The organism is Marilutibacter chinensis, from assembly GCF_021725675.1.
Taxonomy (GTDB): domain Bacteria; phylum Pseudomonadota; class Gammaproteobacteria; order Xanthomonadales; family Xanthomonadaceae; genus Marilutibacter; species Marilutibacter chinensis.
On record NZ_JAKJPO010000002.1, the window covers coordinates 1 to 5,674 of the forward strand.

At 68.2% G+C, this 5,674-nt stretch carries 6 protein-coding genes; 1 reads left to right on the plus strand and 5 read right to left on the minus strand.

What is annotated here, in order from left to right; genetic code table 11:
- Nucleotides 1-88: 88 nt before the first annotated feature.
- Entirely contained in the window at nucleotides 89-772 is a 684-nt protein-coding gene (locus L3V18_RS05645) for a hypothetical protein (protein ID WP_237053719.1), read from the minus strand.
- 189 nt (nucleotides 773-961) lie between these two features.
- Between L3V18_RS05645 and kbl the strand changes: the two genes are divergently transcribed.
- Nucleotides 962-2,179 carry a glycine C-acetyltransferase gene (kbl, locus tag L3V18_RS05650; protein WP_237053720.1) on the plus strand — a complete coding sequence of 406 codons (1,218 nt, stop codon included), beginning with the start codon at nucleotides 962-964 and terminating at the stop codon, nucleotides 2,177-2,179.
- A gap of 191 nt (nucleotides 2,180-2,370) precedes the next feature.
- On the opposite strand, the gene L3V18_RS05655 is transcribed toward kbl, so the two are convergent.
- From L3V18_RS05655 to L3V18_RS05670, 4 genes are all read right to left on the minus strand, one after another.
- A complete protein-coding gene (locus tag L3V18_RS05655) occupies nucleotides 2,371-3,114 on the minus strand; it encodes a pseudouridine synthase (protein ID WP_237053723.1) in 744 nt (247 codons plus the stop codon).
- Between the two features lie 56 nt (nucleotides 3,115-3,170).
- A complete protein-coding gene (locus L3V18_RS05660; RefSeq protein ID WP_237053721.1) occupies nucleotides 3,171-3,686 on the minus strand; it encodes a hypothetical protein in 516 nt (171 codons plus the stop codon).
- Nucleotides 3,687-3,957: 271 nt separating this feature from the next.
- Complete coding sequence (locus L3V18_RS05665) at nucleotides 3,958-5,046, minus strand: OmpA family protein (protein ID WP_237053722.1); 1,089 nt, start codon at nucleotides 5,044-5,046, stop codon at nucleotides 3,958-3,960.
- A 375-nt stretch (nucleotides 5,047-5,421) separates the two neighbouring features.
- Nucleotides 5,422-5,674 (minus strand): OmpA family protein (locus L3V18_RS05670; protein WP_343226314.1); only part of this gene is annotated, 253 nt, incomplete at its 5' end.

Sequence of the window (5,674 nt, forward strand, 5' to 3'; positions counted from 1 at the left end):
TGGCGGGGGGGGCGCCGCGTGGCCGCGGCCCGTGTACTCCCCGATCGCGGCTCACGCCGCTCCTACGGCCCCATCTGCCCGAGCACGATCACTTGAGCACGATACGCAGCCGTTCGCGCCACCAATGCCAGGCGAGCACCGCGAACATCGCGGTCAGCCACAACCCCAAGGCCCATTCCAGCCGGTTCTCCCATCGGTCGCGGGCCAGCTGATCGGCCACCGACGCGGTGACCGTCACGCTCGCGAGCCCCACCGCCAGCATGCCCAGCGCGACAATCCGCAGCGGTGCGAACGCGGGCGCATCCTGCCACTGCCGCGACATCCTTCGCAGCACCGACATCAGCGCGAGAAAGCTCGCGCCGAAATAGACCGTGATCCCGTAGCGGCGCAACAGACCATAGGTCTCGCCTTCGCTGCCCAGGAACGCCGCGTACAAGCCCAGGAACGCTCCTGCGGTCAGCCCCAGCCATGGCAAGGCCCGCGCGGGCACGCCGGTGCCACGTTGCAGCCACTGTGCCGCGCACCACCAGACCGCGACCTGCACGGTCGCGCACGGCAGCATCGCCAGGCGGAACAGCAGATTGCCCAGCCCATGGCGCGCCGCACGACTGATCGACACGCAGCCATCGAGATAGGGATTGCAAGCCGCGACCAGTTCGCCCTGGACCGACAGCCACCACGCAAGATGGGCCGCCAACAGCGGCAGCAGTGCGCAGAGCAGCGGCAGCGGCCATGCCGGCAGGCCGGTCGGAGCGGACGTCGGCTTGGGCACCTCCATACCGCCCGATGTTAGAACCCTCCGGTGCCGGGACACCAGCGCGCGGTCACCCTCACCTTGAGGCCGCGACCGCCACGCGATCCCGTCGGCGGCCGGCGATAGAATGGTCCGCTGACGATCCACGCCCGATCCGCGCCGCCGCTGGCCGCGCGCCGCACTCTCCCAGCCACGCCGGAGCCGAACATGCCCAACGACGCCGTCCACGACTCGCCGACCGCCCGCTACGCCGAGGAACTCGACTCGATCCGCGAGCAGGGCCTGTTCAAGGCCGAGCGGATCATCACCAGTCCGCAGTCGGCCGAGATCACCCTCGCCGACGGACGCACGGTGCTGAATTTCTGCGCGAACAATTATCTCGGCCTGGCCGACCATCCGGACATCATCCAGGTGGCGAAGGATGCGCTCGACAGCCACGGCTTCGGGATGGCCTCGGTCCGCTTCATCTGCGGCACCCAGGATCTGCACAAGCAGCTGGAGCAGACCATCGCCGACTTCTTCGGCACCGAGGACACGATCCTTTATGCCGCATGCTTCGACGCCAACGGCGGCCTGTTCGAACCGTTGCTGGGGCCCGAGGACGCGATCATCTCCGACGCCCTCAACCATGCTTCAATCATCGACGGCGTGCGTTTGTGCAAGGCGCAACGCTTCCGCTACGCGAACTGCGACATGGCCGACCTGGAGGCACAGCTGCAGGCTGCCGACGCAGCCGGCTGCAGGACCCGGCTGATCACCACCGACGGCGTGTTCTCGATGGACGGCTTCATCGCTCCGCTCGACGAGATCACGGCGCTGGCGGAGAAGTACGGCGCGCTGGTCCACATCGACGAATGCCACGCGACAGGCTTCCTGGGTGCGCACGGCAAGGGCTCGGCCGAGGTCAAGGGCGTGCTGGAGAAGATCGACATCATCACCGGTACGCTCGGCAAGGCGATGGGCGGCGCGCTCGGCGGCTTCACCACGGCCAGGCGCGAGGTGATCGAGATGCTGCGCCAGCGCTCGCGTCCGTACCTGTTCTCCAACTCGCTGCCGCCGCACGTGGTCGCCGCCGGCATCAAGGCGTTCGAGATGCTCTCCAGCGCCGGCGAACTGCGCGAGCGGCTGCAGGAAAACACCGCCTACTTCCGCGAACGGATGGCGGCTGCCGGCTTCGACCTGAAGCCGGGCGTGCACCCGATCGTGCCGGTGATGCTCTACGACGCCCCCCTGGCGCAGAAGTTCGCCGAGCGGCTGCTGGAGGAAGGGATCTACGCGATCGGCTTCTTCTACCCGGTGGTACCGAAGGGCCAGGCGCGCATCCGCACCCAGATGAGCGCCGCGCACACCCGCGAACATCTGGACCGGGCGATCGATGCGTTCACCCGCATCGGCCACGAGCTGGGTGTGCTCGAAGCCGGCTGAGACATGCAGCCACCAGGGCCGCGGATCGCGCGGCTCGGTCAAAGGTCTGCACAGATCCATCCCGGACTTGCTCGGACGCCGCAAGGTCGAGCCAAGCTCGACCTTGCTTCCGCTGGATCAAGCACTTGCATGCTCGATCCGCGGGACGCGCCATCCCTGGCGCGCGGAACCTCTGAATGAACAAGAGGCCCTTAACGGGTGGGCCGCGCCAGCGCCTCGGTTTCCTCGCGGCTCAGCTCGCGCCATCCTCCCTTGCCGAGGTCGCCGATCGCCAGCTCGCCTATCGCGACCCGGACCAGGCGCAGCACCGGCAGCTGGAACGCCGCGAGCAGGCGGCGGATCTGCCGGTTGCGGCCTTCGTCGAGCACGACCTCGAGCCAGGCATTGCGGCTGCCCAACCGCAATACCCGCACGGAGCGCGCAGCCAGGTGCTCGCCGCTGTCGTCGATGCCCGCGACCAGCGCCTCCAGCACGGCGGCATCGGGCTGGCCGCCGACCTGGACGTGGTAGGTCTTGTCCGGGCCACTGGCCGGATCGGTGATCCGCGACGCCCAACCGGTGTCGTTGCTGAACAGCAGCAGACCTTCGCTGGCCTTGTCCAACCGCCCTACCGGCGCGACCCACGGCAGCTGCGCGCCATCGAAGCAGCGATAGACCGTGTCGCGGCCCTGCTCGTCGCGCACCGTGGTGACCTGGCCGCGCGGCTTGTTGAGCATCAGGTAGACCGGGGCTGGCGACTGCAGGTCATGCCCGTCCACGCAGATCCGGTGGCGATCGCGCACGACCGGGAATTCCGGATCGCGAACGACGCGGCCGTCCACGCTGATCCGCCCGGCCAGCACCCAGCGCGCCGCCTCGGTACGCGAACAGACGCCTTGCTTGGACAGGATGCGGGCCAGTCCGTGGCGGACCGGCGGGCCGCTCACCCGGCCCATCGCGACAGCGGCCGCTTTCGCGGCCGCCCTCGGGTCAACACGCATGCGGACATGGACTACTCGCCGCTGCCCTCGGTCTGCGGACCGTCCGCCTGGACCGCCGGCGCCGGTGCGGCGGCCGCCGGCGCGCCCTTGGCAACGCGCACGCCGCGCGACTTCATCCAGGCGTCGAATTCCTCGGCGGTCATCCGCTTGCCGTTCTGGTTCATGTCGAAACGCCACGGGCCGTTGTCGAACTCGGTCCGCGGTACGTATGCGGCCGGCGCCTGCGCATCGATCGCGGCAGGTTCCGTCGCCGGCATCGCCTTGGCGAGGCTCTGGCAGTTCTCGAGCTTGAGCCGGAACACGACCTGATCGATCGACTGCGCCTCGTTGAAGGCGTGCGCGAGCACACCGGTCGGCGCGCCCAGCTGATGACTGGGAACGGTCAGCTCGCCGGACACCGGCGCCACGATCGTCGGCCGGATCGGCATCGGCCTGGGCACGGCCATTGCGCTGCAGTCGCCGGCCTGCTGGGCCTGGACCACCCCGGCCAGAAGCATGAGTGGGAGGGCAAGGACGGCGCGCTGCATGGAGATCTCCTGGTATCGATGCGCCCGTCGCTGTGGATACGCGCGGGCGTGCTCGGAGTGTAGGCGCGTGCCGCGACGGCGACAACCGCGGAATGCGGGTTTGCGACCTGCGGCAGCGGCGCACATGACCGCCCGCACACACCAGCCGCATGCTCGGCCGCACGTATCGGCCACACGCGTCGGTGAGCGGGCCGCCACCAAAAAGAAACCCGGCGCGAGGCCGGGCTTCCTTCGAGTCCGGGGACGGGTTTCACAACCCGTCCGGCGGTGCTCAGTTCTGCACGTTCAGCTCGGTGCGACGGTTGACCTCCGACTTGCAGCCCGGCAGGGTCTGCGCAGTCGCTTCCAGCGGACGGCTCTCGCCGTAGCCGATCGGGCCGGTCAGGCGCGAAGCGTCGATGCCGTTGCTGGTCAGGTAGTCGTACACCGCGGTCGCGCGACGCTCCGACAGCTTCTGGTTGTACGCATCCGAACCGCACAGGTCGGTGTGACCGGCCACTTCGACGCGCAGCTCCGGATAGCGCTTCAGGATCTCGGTCGCCTCCGACAGGATCGCCACCGCGTCCGGACGCAGCGTCGACTTGTCGAAGTCGAAGTTCACGCCCTTCAGGTCGATCGTCACCGGCACCGGGCAGCCGTCCGGACCGATGGTCTGGCCGGCCTGCGAACCCGGGCACTTGTCGTCGCAGTTGTTGACGCCGTCGCCGTCGTCGTCCAGGTCCGCACAGCTCGGCTGCGGCGCCGGCGCCGGGGCCGGAGCTGCGACAGCGCGCTCGCCCAGCGGGATCACCACGCCGACCGAGGCCAGCACGTCGCCGAACCAGTCGGCGTCGATGTCGCCATTGACGCTCTGGTCGTCGAAGTCGGCGCGATAGGCCAGCTCCGCACGCATCTTGGCACGGCTGCCGACGTCGCCCTGGATGCCCAGGCCGAGCTTGGCGGCGAGGTTGCCGTCTTCGCGCTCACCCGGCGAGTTCGGGTTCGGGAACGCGTCGAACTCTTCCTCGGCGCGCTGGTAGCCCATGCCCAGCAATGCATACGGGTTCCAGTTGCGGCCTTCCTGGATGAAGTGGCGGCGCAGGTCGAACGAGATGCCGTACTGGCTCCAGTTCAGGTTCTGGTTCGCGTCGACGTTCGGGTTCTGGTAGTTCAGCTCGCCATCCAGCGACCAGTTCGGGCTGAGGAACTTGCCCAGGCCGACAGCGACGAACGGCGCATCGCGGGTGCCGCGCTCGTTGTCCTGCAGGTTGAAGCCGGTGGAACCGGTCAGGTACCAGCGGTCGTCGTAATCCTGCGCGCCAGCAGCCTGCGAGAACGCCAGGCCGGCGAGCAGAGCGGTGCTCAACAAGCGGATCTTCATACACTCACTCCTTAGGGTAGATCGGTCTTGGACAGGGTCTAGGGATTGGATCGGCTCAGGATCGGATCAATCCGATCAGTATTCCGCACGGCACGTTGCAACTCAGGGACACGCTCGCCGAGCTCCTGCCCGCACCGCGGTCACTGCGACCGGATCATACACTGTCAACGAGTTTGTTAAAACATCTTAACGACGCGTTGCAGACACCGTGGCCAAGCGTTTGATCTGCTTGCCGTCTGTCGGCCACGCGGCGGCCGGCGATGACGGGGACCACGCCGCCGGGAGGATTTCCCCGGCCGAAGAAAAAGGAAACCCGGCGCGAGGCCGGGCTTCCTTCGAGTCCGTAGCCGGGTCCTGCGACCCGGCCGGTACGGCTCAGTTCTGCACGTTCAGCTCGGTGCGACGGTTGACCTCCGACTTGCAGCCCGGCAGGGTCTGCGGGGTCGACTCCAGCGGACGGCTCTCGCCGAAACCGATCGGGCCGGTCAGGCGCGAGGCGTCGATGCCGTTGCTGGTCAGGTAGTCGTACACCGCGGTCGCGCGACGCTCCGACAGCTTCTGGTTGTACGCATCCGAACCGCACAGGTCGGTGTGACCGGCCACTTCGACGCGCAGCTCCGGATAGCGC